The 16,741-nt window shown below is 45.1% G+C and carries 10 protein-coding genes; 1 reads left to right on the forward strand and 9 read right to left on the reverse strand.

Annotated features, from left to right (window positions below; translation table 11 throughout):
• Nucleotides 1-16: 16 nt before the first annotated feature.
• The 4 genes from MUB35_RS06225 to MUB35_RS06240 form a co-directional block, all read right to left on the reverse strand.
• Nucleotides 17-1,501, reverse strand: coding sequence for a glycoside hydrolase family 32 protein (locus MUB35_RS06225; RefSeq protein WP_244805907.1), 1,485 nt, complete (start codon nt 1,499-1,501; stop codon nt 17-19).
• Nucleotides 1,502-1,519: 18 nt separating this feature from the next.
• Nucleotides 1,520-2,350, reverse strand: a complete 831-nt coding sequence (locus MUB35_RS06230) for a carbohydrate ABC transporter permease (RefSeq protein WP_244805908.1) — start codon at nt 2,348-2,350, stop codon at nt 1,520-1,522.
• Nucleotides 2,351-2,375: 25 nt separating this feature from the next.
• Nucleotides 2,376-3,260 carry a carbohydrate ABC transporter permease gene (locus tag MUB35_RS06235; RefSeq protein ID WP_033139383.1) on the reverse strand — a complete coding sequence of 295 codons (885 nt, stop codon included), beginning with the start codon at nt 3,258-3,260 and terminating at the stop codon, nt 2,376-2,378.
• A gap of 118 nt (nt 3,261-3,378) precedes the next feature.
• Nucleotides 3,379-4,605, reverse strand: a complete 1,227-nt coding sequence (locus MUB35_RS06240; protein ID WP_227210383.1) for an ABC transporter substrate-binding protein — start codon at nt 4,603-4,605, stop codon at nt 3,379-3,381.
• 367 nt (nt 4,606-4,972) lie between these two features.
• Here MUB35_RS06240 and MUB35_RS06245 point away from each other — a divergent pair, with 367 nt between their 5' ends.
• A complete protein-coding gene (locus MUB35_RS06245; protein ID WP_033139381.1) occupies nt 4,973-5,953 on the forward strand; it encodes a LacI family DNA-binding transcriptional regulator in 981 nt (326 codons plus the stop codon).
• 72 nt (nt 5,954-6,025) lie between these two features.
• Here the strand turns inward: MUB35_RS06245 and MUB35_RS06250 are convergent, their stop codons facing one another.
• The 5 genes from MUB35_RS06250 to MUB35_RS06270 form a co-directional block, all read right to left on the reverse strand.
• Nucleotides 6,026-6,421, reverse strand: coding sequence for a hypothetical protein (locus MUB35_RS06250; RefSeq protein ID WP_054352174.1), 396 nt, complete (start codon nt 6,419-6,421; stop codon nt 6,026-6,028).
• 91 nt (nt 6,422-6,512) lie between these two features.
• Complete coding sequence (locus MUB35_RS06255) at nt 6,513-6,953, reverse strand: GNAT family N-acetyltransferase (protein WP_244805909.1); 441 nt, start codon at nt 6,951-6,953, stop codon at nt 6,513-6,515.
• Nucleotides 6,954-7,229: 276 nt separating this feature from the next.
• The gene (locus MUB35_RS06260; protein WP_244805910.1) at nt 7,230-10,511 is read right to left on the reverse strand and encodes a DUF5107 domain-containing protein; all 3,282 of its coding nucleotides are present in this window, start codon (nt 10,509-10,511) and stop codon (nt 7,230-7,232) included.
• Nucleotides 10,512-10,515: 4 nt separating this feature from the next.
• Nucleotides 10,516-14,397, reverse strand: a complete 3,882-nt coding sequence (locus MUB35_RS06265; protein WP_244805911.1) for a glycosyl hydrolase 53 family protein — start codon at nt 14,395-14,397, stop codon at nt 10,516-10,518.
• Nucleotides 14,398-14,444: 47 nt separating this feature from the next.
• A complete protein-coding gene (locus MUB35_RS06270) occupies nt 14,445-16,730 on the reverse strand; it encodes a beta-galactosidase (RefSeq protein ID WP_244805912.1) in 2,286 nt (761 codons plus the stop codon).
• Nucleotides 16,731-16,741 lie beyond the last annotated feature (11 nt).

Consider the following 16,741-nt stretch of genomic DNA (forward strand, 5'->3'; position numbering starts at 1 on the left):
AATGCTTCCATCCGTTCTAACAATAACAATCCTTTATTCCGTATGTCTCAATCTCTTTGATCACCGCACTCCCGCCAATCGCCCGGATTTTCAACTGATTCTGCGTCTCTCCCGCAAAAATATTATTAGAATGGTTATTCCGGTAATTATCTGTGAAAATTTCAAGTGAACTCCGGTCTGACAGAATATGGACGTCCAGCTCCCTTTTTCCCTTCAGATACATAACGCTTCTCGAAATACCTCTGCTCCATCCATCTGCTTTCTCACGATCTACACTCATTTCCGCATTCTCAAGATCAAACAGACATACCGTCTTTTTTCCTTCTCCGCAGCGCAAAAGCAGCTCCAGTTTATCCGCATCTGTATTCTCAAGATCAATCTTCAGCTTCAGTTCAAAAGCCACACCGTCTCCGGCTCTCAGTTCTGTCTCCTCTTCCGTGATCACAAGACTGTCCAGATATTCCGGGTTCTGCCTCAAAGCTTTTATTTCCTCGATTGGCAGAAACTGTAACGTGCTGTCTTCCATCAAACGTACCTCCAGAGGGATGTTAAAAAAGCCGCACCAGCCTTCCCTGTAGGTTGGCCCCCAGTCCTTCCATAATGGCATCCATTCCCATTCATTTGACCATCCTGCCATGATCCTTCTTCCATCCGGTACCGGAAATGACTGCGGTGCATAATAATCAAATCCCCAGTTGATTTCACCGCTCACATGAGGATAAAACCTTCCTGTCTTATAATCAAAATCCCCCACCAGATACACGGCAGTATGGTCGCCTGCCCCCATAGGTGAAAAGGTCAGAACATATTTATCGCCTATCGGATAAAAATCCGGGCATTCCCACATGTATCCCCATTCCCCACGGCTTTCCGCCAGAACCTGGAAGAACTCCCAGTGGAGCATATCCCCGGAACGGTAGAGAAGTGCCAAGCCCCTGTTTTCACGGCTTGCGCCACATACCATATAATACATGTCCTCGTGCTTCCATACCTTCGGGTCACGAAACATATCCGGCAAAATCCCTTCCGGCGCTGTCAACACCGGGTTCCCTTCATATTTCTCAAAATGGATTCCATCCTCACTGTATGCGATACACTGTGTCTGCTCATAACCTCTTCCCTTATTGGCTGTTCCGGTGTACATAAGGAAAAGTTTATTGTCATGTTCTATCGCACTTCCGGAAAAACATCCGCCTTTTGGATGATCGTCATACACTTCACTGGGTGCCAGTGCCGGCGGCAGATACTCCCAATGGAGCATATCCTCGCTGATGGCATGCCCCCAATGCATACTGTCCCAGAAACCACTATAGGGATTATGCTGGAAAAAGAAATGGTATTTCCCTCTGAAACAAATCAATCCATTGGGATCATTCAGCCACCCTGTCTGCGGCATAAAATGATAGCGCTGACGCATCACGCCATTCTTTACAGCTTCCTTTTTTCTGTCTATCTCCATCTGAGCCTTTTCAATATTCAGCTTCAATAATTCTTTACTCATAAGACTCCTCCGTACTCCTTAACCTTTTAAAGCTCCTGCTGTCATTCCCTGCACAATATATTTTTGAGCCGCAAGGGAAATGATCATCACCGGAAAACTAAACAAAAAAGCTCCTGCACACATTGGCCCCAGATCCAAATTGTATGCCGACAAAAATCCGGCCAGTCCAACCGTAAATGTCTTTGCACCGGTACTGGTCAGCAATAATGCCACAAGGAAATCATTCCATGCAAGGAACAGGGTAAATATAAACGCTGTTGCCAAACCGGGTTTACAGATCGGCAGAATAACCTTCCAAAATGTTTGGAAGCTGCCTGCCCCGTCTACGAATGCTGCCTCGTCCAGTGTCGTGGGAATTCCCTCATAAAAACTTAACATGGTCCACATGACAAACGGCATATTGATGGCTGCGTAAACAATGATCAAGGCAATTTTGGTATCATACAAGCCAAGATTACAGATCAATTCATAAATCGGCACTACAATACTTGAAGTAGGTATCATCTTCAGGCATAAAACCAAAACCACCAGTATGATCGATAATTTGGCACCTGAGCGCTGTATTGCATACGCCGCAAGAGCTCCCAATATCAACGCGATCACTGTGCTTATCAAGGAAGCACTCAAACTGTTGAGCAGAAATCCGAGTGCATCCATTCTTTCAAACAGTCCCCCAAAATTTTCAACCGAGAACACTTTTGGGAAAAAACTCGGCGGAACTGCGATCACTTCTGATCCCGGCTTGAAAGAACAACAAATTACATATATGTAAGGGAAAAGCCAGAATACAGTGAAAACCACTGACAGACTGATTCCCAGCTTCTTCCCGATCTCACCTTTAAATTTCACCTTTTTTCGCCTCCTATCCACTCAGCTAACAGTTCTTTTTCTTCGGATTCCACAGACTCTGCATAAATACCAGCGTAAATATTACTAATACTGCAATAAATACCACTGCCATTGCGCTGGCATACCCCACATCATTATAGCGCGTCAATGTCTTGTATATAATAATACTGAGTGTTTCCGATGAGCTGTTCGGACCTCCCTCCGTCATTGCCCAGATAATATCAAAGGTTCTGGCCGCGTCAATGATCCTTACGGACAATGCTGTCAGTAAAACCGGTTTGATCACAGGAAGCTTTATGGCAAAGACCTGCTGCAGCATACCTGCCCCGTCAATTTTCGCGGCCTCCAGCATACTGGAATCCAGGCCCTGCAGCCCGGCCAATATCATCAGCATCATAAACGGTGTAGTGAGCCAAATATCAGCGATACAGCATGCAGCTAACGACCACCTTTCATCCGCAAGCCACAGAATGTCACTGCTGCTTGACAAAATCCCAATTTTAGCCAATAGTTCATTGACAATTCCGAAACTGGAACTCATCATCAATTTCCATGTAAGACCGGCTACTAAAGGCGCGATCATAAGGGGTGCCATCATGAAGGATCGTATCACTTTACTTCCTTTATAGTTCAATTCAAAGAATAATGCGAATAATAAACCGATTGCCGTCTCAAAACTTACAGCCACTGCAATATATATCAAAGTATTCTTTAATTGTTTTAAAAATCCGCCGGCGGTAAATGCACGTATATAGTTTTCCAAACCGATAAATGTCTTCTCACCTGTGATTCCGATTTGAAAGAAACTGTCAGCTACCATTGTAATGATTGGATATATGAGAAATGCCCCCATAAATACCGCACCCGGCAGAAAAAATAGTAATAATGTTTTTCTTGAAATCAATCTCATTCTATTTACCACCTTCTATAAACAGAGGGGAAAAATCGCTGTTCACTCCGTGCCCAGCAACACGCTTCGCGGGATTCCCCTCTGCTGCTCACTTTATCTGTTTCACTGCGCGCCTCCGTTATCGGGCGATCGCTTCAATCTCATTCTTTGCTGATTCTAATGTCTCGTTTATATCTGCGCCGCCCAGACTGGCTTCCACAACACCGATTAAAACCTCTTCGATCTGAGCCCATGTTGTCACCATAGGCCTTGCCTGTGACTGCTTTGCTTTTAACGTATCAAGAACTGCCGCTGTATGCTCATTGCCCGCCTCTTTACCTGCTTCTTCATATACAGATGTTCTGCCTGCGATCTTTAAGGTAAGATCCATATAATCCGCATTGTGGCTGTACATATATTCTACATATTTTTTAGCCATCTCTTTATTTTCAGAGCCTTTCATAACGCATTCATACCAGGGACCGGTTGTTGCCCCAATACCCGCACTTCCGCTGATCATCGGTGCGCATCCGACTTTATCGGCACCGAGAGCCTTTACTGCCGCCGGATACTGATGGCTCCAGTTCAGCTGCATGGCTGTTTTTCCGTTCGTAAAGAGTTCCTGCGACTCTGTAGAGGCTGTGGCAAGTGAATCTGACGGAGTGTAATCAGCGTTGGCATTTTCCACCATAAAATGCAATGCATCTGCGTAAGCCTGATCTGTTATATTTACATTGCCGTCTTTGTCAAATACAAGTCCCTTTGCACCGGCCTGACATGCAAAGTCAAGAAAAGAACACACTGCATCCGATCCACTTCCAAAGACTGTTGTTCCGCTCATATCATCGGTCTTCATTTCTTCCGCAACTGCCTGATACTCTTCCCATGTCTTTGGCACTTTTTCTTCCGGTATAAGGTCTTTTCTGTAGATCAGCACTTTTGTATTTACCCACATCGGGTACCCCAAAAGATTCCCATCAATCGTTCCGCTTTCCTGTAATGTAGGCAGAAAATCACTGGTATCTGCATCATTGACGGCTTCCACTGCGTCTGCAAATGCTGCCAGCCATACCACATCCATGCACGCCACGTCATGGGCCGCCTGCTTTGCCTTGATCTCTGTAGAAAGCTTATCGTACATTCCTGTATAGGCAACCGCGTCAATAATAACCTCGCATCCTGTCTCCTCTTTAAAAGATGCCGCTGTTTCTTTTGCAAGCGCCTCTGCGGGTGAACCGCTTTCTACCAGTACAGTAATGCTGTTCTTATGATTCTCTTCCTTTTTTCCTCCATCTGCCCCGCACCCGGTTGCCATTGTTCCTGCCATCATTGCCGCAAGTATGATACTAAGCATCTTTTTCTTCATTTTTGAATCCTCCTGTTTTCCTATTGATCATCTGTTTTCGTTACTTTTGCTTTGATGGCTCTATTGTATTCCATGAAACTTATAATGTCAAACGTTTTCATTACTAATTTTCATTTTCTTTCAATTTTCACAAGATATTTCCCTTATTTTTATCTATATTCCATAATACCTTACCCGATTTTCATCGAATTTATCTTCAAATGATAAAACATATATGAAATTTTTTTCATGAAATTATTTTCATTTTCCCTTTCATTTTTCATAATACTGTGCTATAATTTTTGCTAAACAGTGAGCATTTATAACTATTCCGTATGTCTGCGCTTTTGCTGCGCTGACCGTAAAAAACGATATAAGTGAGGTTTTTATGAGTAAAGTAAAGATTACAGATATCGCAGAGAGAAGCGGCGTTTCCCTGACTACCGTTTCCCGGTATTTCAATCATCCTGAACTTTTGTCTCAGGAGACACAAGATAAAATCAAAGCTGCGATCAAAGAATTGAATTACCAGCAGGACAATCTGGCCCGTATTTTAGTAACCGGGGAATCCAATCTGGTAGGAGTCATTTTTCCCCATCTTCATTTAAGTTTCTATACCGAGCTGCTAAATCAGCTTATTAAGTACGGCAAAGAAAAGGGGTATAATTTAATCGTCTATACTTCCAACGATTCAAGGGAGGAGGAACTGCAGCTGATCCAAAACCTGATTTCCTACCGGATCAAGGGATTGATACTGCTGAGCCATCTCCTTTCAGCCGAAGACATTGAAAAGCTGCCCGTACCGGTGATCTCCGTTGAACGTGTCGGCGGTAATTTCAAACAGATCAACAACGATAACTTTACCGGTGGAAAGCTGGCCGCAAATCTTCTGGTCCGCAACGGCTGCGAGGTTTTCATTCATATCAATAATGATTTTCGGGAAGACTGGCCTTCCTTCAAGAGAATTTTGGGATTTGAATATGAGGTAAGAGACTTATGTTATGAACGTGTGATAGAACATGATTTCACAGATACTTACACACTAAAAGCTGCCGAATCCATGAACCGGTTAGTTCAGCATATTATCACCAAATATGCCGGTAAGAAAATAGGTGTCTTTTGTTCCAACGATGATATTGCGAGTCTGTTTGAACGCCAATGCATCAAAAATGGGATTGCTATTCCAAATACAATTGAACTGGTCGGATACGACAACTCCCCGGTGTCCAACTATGCCGTACATTCCATCACTTCCATCGATCAGAATATCCCTCTCATGGCACAGATTGCAATCCAGTCACTGGAAAACTATATCCCATATGAGAGTATGGTGCCTGCTACATTGGTTGAAAAAGAAACGACAAGTTAACTGTCAGTCAGGTCAGCGCATTTACTGCGCTGACCGAGCATAAGCGCAGCGACAGCGGTCATCCCATTTCCCCTACCACGGAGAAGGGCTGTCCCACGGTTCCATCCCCATTTCCTCCCAGGTAACACCGTAGGGAGCGCCGCCTGAAGTATAACCGGCAATAAAGAAAAAGGTATCATCAGAATCAGGATAACTGTCTTCAACAGCCTGCAGTTTCTTTTCCTCACGTTTCCGGCGCAAAGCCTGCAGACGGAGCTGCTCTGCCCGCTGCAGGGCAGCCAGTTTCTCCGATGGGATGGCACCGATTTCTCCTAAATCTTTCAGCGCACAGGAAATATCTACGTTGAATCTTTTGCGGTAAGCCCGTACAATATGGCTTCCCTGATAGGTTAGAACCCATTGACGTGCTTTTATAAGTCTTGCGTCACGGCGTTCCGACTTTGAAGGTTTTTTCTTTTGTTTCGGCATGATAGACCACCTTTCCTCAAATCTTCTTATAAATAATATGGCACTGTAAATCGGACCGGTATCCGGTGCCCCGTACTTACACTTAATTCTTCTAATCCATACTCAGAATCATTTCTATATGCGGAATGTCGTCTTCCATAAATTCCTCACTGCTTTGTTTGAAACCGATATTTTCATACAAAGACCTCACATATGTCTGTGCCGCAATTCTGATCTTTGACGCGTGCATCCGAGACTTTGCCACTTCGATGCCGGCAGAGACTATTTCGGTTCCCAAGCCGCAGCGCCGCTTTTTTGACAATACCCTTCCTATTGCCGCATCTTCCCCTGCTTTACCCGGTTCAATCACCCGTAAATAAGCTTGAATTCCGTTATCATCGCGTAAATATATATGGACTGCACATTGGTCAAGATTATCCATGTCCTGATATACACAATGCTGTTCTACAACAAAGACCTCAGCGCGGACTTTTAATATTTCATATAACTCATCTGATGTGAGCTCCTGGTATTTTTTAATAACTAGTTCCATAAACAGTATCCTCCGAATTTCATGCTTCTTCTATTATAGCAGAGGTTTGCCTCTTTACATAGAAGAATCAGGCTTACCTGCCTCTTTTTCATCTTTTCCAGCAAAGCTTTTAAACATAATAGGCATACCAATACAATTGGAAATTTCACTCACTTCAAAGTGATTTCAAGATTGATTCGGCCGGTGTATCCATAAAAATAAAGGGCAAAACAACATCCCGTAAAGCTCTGTTGTTTCGCCCTTTTCATCGGTTTAAGTCGGAGGATTCACCTCCGTTTATACTGCCATTTTTTTATAAATATAACAATTCTGATGATTATGATCAAGCTGTAATGCTTCATCAAAGTATTCGGAAGCTTTTTGTTTTTCTCTAATACCAAGCTTTGCAAGGCCCATCAGATAAAAGCAATGTGCCTTATTCCTCACATTCATATCCTCTTCAAAAATAAGGAAATCCGGTAATGATACTGCGAAAAAGTCATCCTTCATCTCATCATTTAAATGTCTTTCTCCGTAATCCATCAGCTTATTAAAGCACGCATATGCTTCTTTTGTATTTCCAAGCTCCAGATTTGCCAGACCCTTGTAAAGAATCATGTCTGCGGGCTGGTCGTAATAGTATAAAACGCCTGCAGGTTCATTTTCACCGATCCGGGCTTTTTCAAAGCACTCTGCTGCTTCTGCTTGGCTGCCAAGCATCTTTTTCACAATTCCCAGATAGTAGTACAGGTGATTATCCTTTGTGCCTTCCAGTTTTCCTTCTCCCAGATTATGGGGATAGATCATTGCTTTCTGAAGTAATTCCTCTGCCTGTTCATACTGAGCCTGAGCAATTTTTTCTTTTGCCATTTCCAGCAGTGCGATCTTATACTGGCCGGAAATTCTCCCTTCTGCGCCTTCCCACGGTCGGAATGTATGGGACATAATGGTTTCATATGCTTTTTTATGCATACCCGTAAGATTGTAGAGAGTAACAAATTCCAGCATCACATCATCCCGCTCTGCCACAATATCCATATGTTTTTCATATCTCTCCAAACGCTCTGTGAACGGCACTCCCAGTTTCTTGTATAACTGGTCTAACTCCAAAAATACTCTTGAATCTGTCTCATCCAAAGCAAAAGCCTTTTCCATCTCTGTTTTTGCTTTCTGCAGATTTCCCTGCTTATTATAATAAGCAATTGACAGATTTCTGTGTACTGTGGGATAACTATTATCCAGTGCTGTGGATTTTTCCCAAAGCCCGATTGCCTGCTCAAACTGCAGCTTATCATAATAGAGATTGCCGAGATAGTAATAAGCTTTTGCACCTTTTGGCAGTACACGGATCGCCTCTTTTAATACGGCAATGTCCTCTAATTTATTGGGGAAACAATAGATAGGGTTACATGCATCCGCTTCTTTGTACTCACTGATACATTTTTCCGTATTCCCCAGTTTTGCGTAATAGTAACCTTTGTAATAGGACAAAAGCGGATATGCCTTTGTGCACTGTTCCAAAATGGCAATTGCCTCCTCATAACACCCGGCATCTGCATAATCTCTTGCAGTCATCAGATAATTTTCCTGGAAATTGCGCATTAAACAATTCATTTCTGAAAGTATTTCTGTATTATCCTCTTCTGATAACGCCAGTTCAAATCCGGACATATAATCAAATGCATCAACCTTTAAGTTTTCCGCAATCCAGTCTTTTGCCTCCTTTGTTCTTCCCAGTTTCCGAAAAATGACTGCTTTTAGAGCTCTTGCCTTTATATTATGGCTGTTCTTTACAAGCCCCTTTTCTATTAGCTCTAAGGCTTCCTCATAATTTGCTCTTCCGGCCTCAATAGCTGCCAGATAATAAAAAGACATTTCCTGCTGTTCATTGCTCCAGGTTGCCTTGTAAAATGCATCGAAGGCTTCCTCCTTCCGGTCCTGATAAAACAGAACCAGTCCCAGATTGTAATAAGCCTCACTGTTAAAAGGATTCGGGCTTCGAAACGTCAGTCTCTTGATCGCCGCGCGAAAATGTTTTTCTGCCTCTGTAAAATTACCTCTTCTGAAAAGCAGCATTCCGTAGGCATTGTTGATCCTGCTGTCTCCCGGATCTCTTTTCAGCCCTTCCAGATAATACGGGTCAGGAAGATAGGTGGCATGGCGGTGCTGTTCTATATGCTGGGCTGTCAATAGAAGCTCCTCATTGGTCATGATCTCTTCCGGATTTTTAGCTGCCTCTGCCGGTTTTCCAAGTTCCGGTATTTCTTCCTTTTCCGGCTGATAAGATACCAGCAGTTTTTTTCCATGATATACAGAAACACAGATATCTTCTTTCTTTTTGACATCTGCCGGGATAGCTGCCTCAAAGATATCTGTTGGAGACAGAAAACCTTTTTTACGATAAATCTCCTGCCCGGCATTTGTCACAACTACTTCTGCGTCCTCATATCTCTGTGTCCCATATACGGTAACTCTGATTGTCTCACGGTCTATCTCTGCACCAAGTGCTGCATGGATCGTAGCATTCTTTACTGCGCCTACCTTTTTGTAAGGCATGAAATATTGTTTAAAGGTCTTTTCCTCAAATGGTTTCAGCCATGTAAAATCCGGCTGGTTTTCTGTATAAACGCCTGTCATCAATTCAATGTAAGGCCCGTCTTCGTCTGTCAGGCTTCTGTCCCATGCTTTTCCGAACTCCCCGCAGCCCCACGTCCACTGTTTCTTACCTGGTGAAAAATGGTGGTCCGCTACATGAAGCAGCCCTGCCTCTTTCTGATAATCGTAACCGCCCACAAAATCATATTTTGATGTCTCAGCCATATAGGATGTGGGTACCGGTATGTTCTTATATCTGGAGATATCCACACCTTCACTGTAGTCATGTTTGTAATATACACCTTTTGCAATGGGGAAACGTGATACATCCCTCTTGCCGTGATCATATACCGTATGAACATCCGGCGGAAAAACAGACTGTGTATGATCGTTGACCGGAACTGCCGGATTGGCCCACCATAAAAAGGTCTGCGGCATGGCAGTCCGGTTATAAAGCTGTCCCCGGATTTCAATATATGCTTTTCCCGGATACAGAGTAAAGGATGCGATTCCTTTTGTCCCATACATCTGGTCCACATCATTTACCATAAGTGTCTTACTTCCGTCTTCATGTTCACTGATCACATGGTCAACCGGCATATAAGTAGTCGGCCTGTGATGCTGGGGCCAGTTAAATTCAATCCCGCCTGAGATCCATGGGCCGGCAAGACCTACAAGAGCCGGTTTGATCACATGATTATAGTATACAAAATCATAGTCGTTTGTCTTGTCATAGGCTCTCTGAATACGGCCACCCAGTTCGGGAAGGATCATAACCTTCAGGTATTCATTCTCCAGATAGACTGCATGCCATGTCTTATCTTTCTTTTCATGGCTGATGATCTCTGTGGTAGGATAGGGATATACCTTTCCTGAACTGCCCTGATAAACCCTTTTCTCCAAAAACATTGGGTTCTTATCCGGTGCTCCCACCTCATATGTAGGAATCACAACTGATTCTTCCCATATTCTAACTGTATCCATCCTCTTATTCTCCTTTATTTCTGTCTTTCTTTCTGCCTTTCTTTGCGAAAACGCCCAGCGCTGCAATACCTGACGCTGTCATCAGACAAAGATAAATACCTGTCTGTGTCTCATCCCCCGTCTTAGCCGCCTTCTCAGACTTATTCTGCAGATTACTGCTGTTTCCCGGTTTGGTTTTATTACCTGCGCCGGCTGTATTGCCCGGTTTCTGTATAGCACCCGGCTTTGATGTATGATCCGGCTTTGGTTTATCATCCTGGTTTGGCGTACTATCCGGTTTTGGCGTATCATCCGGGTTCGATGTATCGTCCGGTTTCAGCGTATCATCCGGATTCGGCATATCATCCGAGTTCGGCGTATCGTCCGGCTTTGGTTTATCATCCGGGTCCGGCGTATCATCCGGCTTTGGCGTTTCCTCTTTTACAAACACCGCCGCAAAACTCCGGTCCTCATTAAGCACAGTCATATAATCCGGATTGGTGGAAATCACAATCTCTTCCTCATTGCCGTCCACCCATTTTACAAAACGGTATCCTTCTGCCGGACTTGCAATCAGGTGCCAGTCTGCGGTTCCCTTCTCCTCATCTGCCCCCATCAGGACAGCCTCCACGCTTCCGCCCTCCTGTGGGATTGCCCTCACATCTGCTTTCGGTGCTGTAAAATCCGGCTTCTCATCCGGTTCTTCATAGCTGGGTTCATACTGTCTCAGATACCCTAATTCCACCTGGTCCGCAACAGCCCAGTCCGAACCGGCTGTATCTGCGTAGAATCCAATACTGCACACCTCTTCCTCCAGTGAAAAGACAAGACTGACCGGGCTATAACCGCCGCTGGGCTGAATTGTCGTACTGCCGATGATCTCTCCCGAACTATCCTTCGCATACAGACAGAAATCCTTACTGATTCCTGAGTACACATATGCCCGCAGAAGGTAATTTCCCGGTTCCAGACCGCTCATCTGCTGGCTGACATCCCCCGCAAAGGCTTCATCCAGCCAAAACGAAAGTCCGTATTGTCCCTCAAAAGCACCTCCAAATGTACTTCTGTCCTGCCTGATCACACTGGAACCACTGGCCTCATTGGATGTCGCTTCGATTTCCCAGCCGGCCGGTACTTTATCCCATTCATCTTCCGGGTTTGCCGGAAGCTCAAAGCCCGGGTTCTGTACCTCTATCTTATCCGGCAGAACCAATACATCTGCTTTTGTCTGCTCTCCATACACAATCTCCATAGTCAGGGCAGCGCTTTTCATATATCCTTCTTTTTCCGCCTGCACGGTATAGGTCCCGGATGTCATTTCCGCAATACTGTAACATCCGTTTTCATCTGTTACAGCCTCATAGGTATCTGTACCGCTGATGGCAATAGTCACCCCTTCGGCCGGCATTCCGTTGGAATCCATCACTTTTCCGCGCACGGATCCCATGTCTTTTTTCAGTACAACATTCTCTGCCTGTGTATTCTGTCCAAGCAGTACCTCTGCCTCGTACTCCTGTTCCACATACCCTGCTTTCGATATGTTGAGTTTATATATTTTGGCCGCATCTTTTTCCGTTTTCAGATGAGAGAGGGTGTAAACTCCATTCTCGTCTGTAAATGTCAAAACCGTGATATCATCTGCCATGGCGCTCACTCTGACATCTGCCAGGGTATTCCCCTCCTGATCCAGTACCTTGCCGGTAATACTTCCTGAATTTAATATTATCTGAAAATCCACATGGGAAAGAGTCTCTCCTAAAGCCAGTGTTTTCTCTGTTTTTTCCGATGCATCATATCCTGCTGCCTCTGCCCAGATTTCCCATGTACCTGCAGGAATATCCTGCATGGTGTAGCCGCCTTCTACATCTGTAGCCGTTTCAAAGACATGCGTTCCATCAGACGCATAGACTGCCGCATTCTCCACACCGGTTCCGGAATCATCCAGCACCTTTCCTGACAGGACAGCACCCTTTAACTCCAGACTGCATACCGTGTTTTTTCCCTTTTCAATTTCCAGGCTTTCCAGATTCCCTGCATATTCCATTCCATCCACCAAAAGCTCTATGTTGTAAGAGCCTTCCGGTATATTTCCCAGGTAAAAGTATCCGTAGGCATCTGTCTGAATATAGTGGTCAATACCGTTCAGTCTGAGCAATCCCTCAATCCTGTTCACACCTTCTGTATTTTGTCCCGCTTTTACAAGCCTTCCGGAAATACCGCCTTCTGCATAGCCTGCCTGGCTGTCCCGGTACACCTGCCCTACCGGCAGAAGCTTATGCTCAAAGTCAAACAGCGTTGTATTGGAGATCACATTGATATCCGGTTCGTCCGTAGCCTCCAGCATTGCCCAGCCTACGCCTCTCTGTTCCACCATGACCGGATCCCAATACAAGTCTCCCAGGCAGCGCCCGTCTATTACACTTTTCAGTCCGTTGAACAGATCTGCCATAAAGTTTTTCTGTCCCTCCGGTGTACTTCCATAAGTTCCTTCCTGGCTGTAACATCCGTTATCCGATAACTGCCCCGGCTGGCCGTTTGGCAGCACCGGATTAAAATTATATCCTGTTTCCATGATCATGATGTCTTTATCATACCGCTCCACCATATCATTGCAGAACGCCACAATGGTATCTACATCACAGTCTGTCCAAAACGGATAATAAGAAGGTCCGATGATATCATAGGGAACTCCAAAGGATTCACAATTATCAAAAAAGCCTGTATATTTTGAGCTGTCACCTGCACCATCCAGATGGATAATAACCTTTGTTTCCGGCGATGCCGCTTTCACGGCATTGCTTCCGCTGGTCAAAAAGCGGGCAAGATACTTCCAGTTTTCCGAAGATGCCTTTCCGTAAGGGAATAACATGCCACTCTGTATCTCATTTCCGAGAGACACAAAAGCCGGCACGGTTCCCTGGCTTTTCATTTCTTTCATGACTTCATAGGTATAGTCATACACAAGACTGCAGAGTTTATCAACCGCATCTTCTTCTGACATACCTTCAATCTGTTCCTGCCATTCTTTCGGTATATTCTGGGTCTCACCATTGCTCCAGTAAGCGCTGTAATGGAAAGAGAGTTCCAATTCCATTCCCTTATCCGAAGCTCTTTTGGCCAGAGATAAGATATCCGGCAGATCCTGATACCCTTCTTTACAGTAGTAGGTTCCGTTTCCTTTACCTTTTCCCGGTGCATTGTAAAGCCTCAGCCTTGCAAAATTGAAACCACTGTCTGCCAAGATCTGAAGTGCGTCTTTTGGGCTTCCGTTCTCATCATAAAAGACAGCCCCTGAATCTTCCAGCCAGGTCAGTTCCGAGATATCTCCGCCTTTTAAAAATTCATAAGGCGTTTCCTGGTTTGTTTCTCTGACCAGATTCAGATTATCCAGCTTCATCCAGTTTCCGGCATATGCGTCTGTGCGAAGTCCAATCCTAAGTGCACCGTCTTCTTTCACCTCAATGCCCCGGACCGTGACACCCCGCCATCCTTTCGTAACCCCGCCTTCACTTACAGGTATCATAGTAGAGGCATAAGACTGTCCGCTTCCGCCTGCGTAAAGACTGCAGGACTTCTGGCCGCCGCCATTTTGTGCATAGGCGGTCAGATAATAATAGCCCGGCTCAAGCCCCTTAACATCCTGATAAATGTCCACATGATAATCGCTTTCTGCCCAACAGGCCAGGTTGTAATTTCCATCCTGCGCATCGTTTTCACTCCACGCCGGCTTTACTGCCCCGGCGGTGGTATCCGCACTTTTTGTCCAGCCGTCCAGTCCTTCGCCGGTCTCCCATATTTCAAAGGAAGGATTTATGATTTCCCCTGTTTCCCCCGCGTGGACAGCCACTCCCCTCATACAGCCTATGAGTATCAGGCTCATTATAAGAAATACTTTTATTTTTCTCATAGAATGGTCTCCTGTCTATGACTTTATCGTTATCATCCGCCGCACCTTTATCTCAGAACGAATTCATACACCGGGCATAATTCCACACGCTCCAATTCCCCTATGTATGCCTCTGCATTCTCCATGCGGGCTGCCATTGCAGATTCCACGTTGACATTCGCCCCCACCCTAAGCGGGGTAATGGCAAGTGTAAGCGGATGTTCTTTCAGCTCTTCTTCAAAGGTCCTCACTCCAAATTCCCACACATCTCCATTGCAGAAATTGTCATTCACCATGGTTCCGTTGATAAATAAATGGCCGATATCTCCTTGATAGCGAATCTGCACCAGTAAATCTTTAAGACCGTCCATGAAATTCTCCGGAAGTTTCACCGTAAACCTGGTGGCTGCTGTCTGAACGACTTTGGCTGAAAGTTCCCTTTCCTGCGTATCCGCTTTCCAGATATCAAAAACAGGATCTGTCTCATCTGCCCTCACCACGTTTTCATTGCCGCAAAAACCATCCTTTGGATAAGAATACATTCTGTTTGCAGCCATTCTCGACTCAAGCCGGATTCCATCTTCCGTTTCCATAATGGCCCCATGGGCAAACAGCAGGGTCTGGTCTTTCAGAAGATACATCTGATTTGCCATATCCCGGTTTAGGCAGAGGATATTTAAGACTCTGTCGCCTTTGGCAATCCGGAACAGTTCCGCTGCCTGATCTTCCTCACACCTCAGCACACCATCTGCCCCCGGATTCCCGCCGCATATCTGAACACCCTCCTCAAAATAAAAGGCAGCCTTCATCCCTTCCGGTTTCAGGAATACATAGGTAATATCCCCGCCCCTTTCCAGTCTGGTTATTGGCTGGGCTGTGGCTTTTTCCAGCAAAATGCCATCCATATCCATGTAAAACGGCAGAATACAATTTTCTTCCCCGGCCAGATCCAGATGGTCAAACACGATTTCCCCGTCTTTTGTCTGGATCGTGACTGTCTCATTTTGTTTTGGCTTTGCAGTCTCGTGATCCTGGAAATTATTGATAAACAGGAACCCTTTTTCCCCATCTGTACGGACTGCAAACCTGAGCGTATCCAAATCCTTCGCTTCTATGAAAGACGCTCCCTTTGGCAGAACGGTTTCCATCTGACACAGCGCTTCTCCAAATGTTCTGCAGAAAAAATGCATGGTCTTTAATCTCTCATAGGATTCCCTGATCTGTCCGAACTCTCCAAGTGCCGCCTGATAATCATAAGACATCTTCGGTACCTGGGATTCATTCATAAAGGTACCGTGTTTTCCCAGCGGGTTTGTGCCGCCCTGAAATACATAATATCCAAGGAAATTACAGCCGGATGCAATCTTAATATTGGCCATGGCATCCACACTCTTATATGGCAGTATGAAACGGTAGTTGTAAGTACACATCATGCCGCCGCCCATTTCACAGCATGCATATGGTCTGGTCTCCGGTTCGTAAGCCGGTTTAAAATCGCTGGTGACCACTGCACCATTGTGATGGAAATCCTGATAGACATACTCTTCTGTGCTGGGATGTTCTCCCCTGTCCCCGTAAAACAGCCATGGACGGTATGCGTACCCGCCCCACAGAGGCATCATGACAGATGGCGTAATGGCACCACCCCATCCTGTACAGGTGTAAAAGGGAGTGATGATCCCGCATTTCTTCGCTTCTTCCTGAAGCGTGAGCATATAAGTCTCTCCCTCATCTCCCCCGAATACCCACTCTTCGGAAATACCTGTGGTGATTTCCCAGGGTGCGGATGAATGCATATATTCATTATCAATCTGTGCCGCAATAATGGGTCCTCCATCTTTATAAAGAAGTCCCTGAATCTGCTCAGATATTTTTCCGTATAACCGTCTTACATAGAACAGGAAACCTTCACTTAATTTCCGAACTTCAAAGGGTTTACCGTACATCCAGTCCGGGATTCCCCCGTTTCTCACCTCACCGTGGTCAAACGGTCCGATACGCAGGATCACATAGATTCCGTGTTTCCCGCAGAGTTCAATAAATTTTCTCAGATTTCTGCACCCTTCAAAGTCGAAGATACCCTCCTCCTCCTCATGGTGAATCCAGAAAACATAAGTGGCGATCACATTGATCCCGCACATTTTCATTTTAATGATCTCGTCTTCCCAGCGGCTCTCATGACATCTGCTGAAATGAAACTCACCGCTTATGCCAAAAAACGGTTTCCCGTCCACTTTCATATAATAATTTGTAAATGAGATCTGCTCTCCGGATGGGTTTTCTCCCTGGAAATTTTCCCCCAGAGAGTAAAATTCTTTTTTGTCAAACTCTGCAATCGATACGTGATGATTCATTTCTTTCTCTC

This window comes from Blautia sp. NSJ-175, from assembly GCF_022867815.1.
Taxonomy (GTDB): domain Bacteria; phylum Bacillota; class Clostridia; order Lachnospirales; family Lachnospiraceae; genus Blautia; species Blautia celeris.

What these genes read in the sequence shown, in the direction of transcription:
- MUB35_RS06225 (WP_244805907.1), bottom strand. Translation starts at nt 1,501, where the DNA reads ATGAGTAAAGAATTATTGAAGCTGAATATTGAAAAGGCTCAGATGGAG.
- MUB35_RS06235 (WP_033139383.1), bottom strand. Translation starts at nt 3,260, where the DNA reads ATGAGATTGATTTCAAGAAAAACATTATTACTATTTTTTCTGCCGGGT.
- MUB35_RS06240 (WP_227210383.1), bottom strand. Translation starts at nt 4,605, where the DNA reads ATGAAGAAAAAGATGCTTAGTATCATACTTGCGGCAATGATGGCAGGA.
- MUB35_RS06245 (WP_033139381.1), top strand. Translation starts at nt 4,973, where the DNA reads ATGAGTAAAGTAAAGATTACAGATATCGCAGAGAGAAGCGGCGTTTCC.
- MUB35_RS06250 (WP_054352174.1), bottom strand. Translation starts at nt 6,421, where the DNA reads ATGCCGAAACAAAAGAAAAAACCTTCAAAGTCGGAACGCCGTGACGCA.
- MUB35_RS06255 (WP_244805909.1), bottom strand. Translation starts at nt 6,953, where the DNA reads ATGGAACTAGTTATTAAAAAATACCAGGAGCTCACATCAGATGAGTTA.
- MUB35_RS06260 (WP_244805910.1), bottom strand. Translation starts at nt 10,511, where the DNA reads ATGGATACAGTTAGAATATGGGAAGAATCAGTTGTGATTCCTACATAT.
- MUB35_RS06265 (WP_244805911.1), bottom strand. Translation starts at nt 14,397, where the DNA reads ATGAGAAAAATAAAAGTATTTCTTATAATGAGCCTGATACTCATAGGC.
- MUB35_RS06270 (WP_244805912.1), bottom strand. Translation starts at nt 16,730, where the DNA reads ATGAATCATCACGTATCGATTGCAGAGTTTGACAAAAAAGAATTTTAC.